We start from the raw sequence: 900 nt of genomic DNA, 5'->3' as shown, positions 1-900 counted from the left end.
GTATATGGATTATCAGCATAAAAGATAATTTCAAAATTACCTTTATATAATGCTTGAATTGAAAACATATCAATTATATAACTACAATCAGTACTAACTACAATCAGTACCATCTGGTGTTCATTATCTTTTTCACTATCACTAACTGGTGTTTGAGCATCAACTGCTTTTGTTTTTTCATTAATTAGATAAACTCGGTTAGTTTTAGGATTTAATTGTTTTAAATTATAAGTTGAATAAACTAACTCACTTGTTGGTTTATCATCGTTAGTTAAAACTGTACCTTTTAATTTATCAGTTAATAAAGTCGTAAAACTAAAACTAGTAGCATTAGCACCAATTAAAGCACCAATTTTATCATTACCTTGTTCTCTAAATATTTCAAAAGGTAAATAACCAGCAGCAGCAGATTTAGACCCTCAAAAATTTAGACCCTCAAAAAGCATCATTATAAAAACTATAAACATATTAAGTCATGGAAAATTAGGTCATTTATCATCTTGTGTAATTGTTAAATTACCAATTCAGTCCCAAGGAATACCAAACGAAACAAAATTTAAAAACAACAAAATTTAAAAACTTTCCAATAGCAGGTATCGTAAAAGGATTAAAAACTAATTTTTGCATGTAGTAATTTGGCGATTAATAAAATTATTCATATTTAAAATATCTCAAATATTACATGAACCCATTTTATTATATTCAATTTGAACTTGACCAATAGTATTACCAAATTCATCTTTTCTTCTAAAATAAGATGATGCTTGAGTACTAATTATATTATCAACATTACCACTATTTACTTTTACTTTATTTGGTGGTGTTATTTTTCAACTTTTAGATCAATAAGGTTTAGAATTTGAATTTTCTTCACTAATAGTTGTCTTCACTAATAGTTGT

2 protein-coding genes are annotated in these 900 nt (G+C 25.9%); both read right to left on the bottom strand.

Going from position 1 to position 900, the window contains the following annotated elements:
* On the bottom strand, positions 1 to 566 hold a 566-nt coding region (locus tag C6B38_RS05540; protein ID WP_146693330.1), incomplete at its 3' end, for a hypothetical protein.
* Between the two features lie 48 nt (positions 567 to 614).
* Positions 615 to 900, bottom strand: a 286-nt coding sequence (locus C6B38_RS05535) for a hypothetical protein (RefSeq protein ID WP_233485569.1), incomplete at its 5' end; no start/stop codon positions are given.

It is taken from the genome of Spiroplasma sp. ChiS (assembly GCF_002968355.1).
Lineage (GTDB): Bacteria > Bacillota_I > Bacilli_A > Mycoplasmatales > Mycoplasmataceae > Spiroplasma > Spiroplasma citri.
The sequence above is the reverse complement of the archived record's forward strand: the minus strand, read 5'-3'. Positions and strand labels throughout refer to the sequence as shown.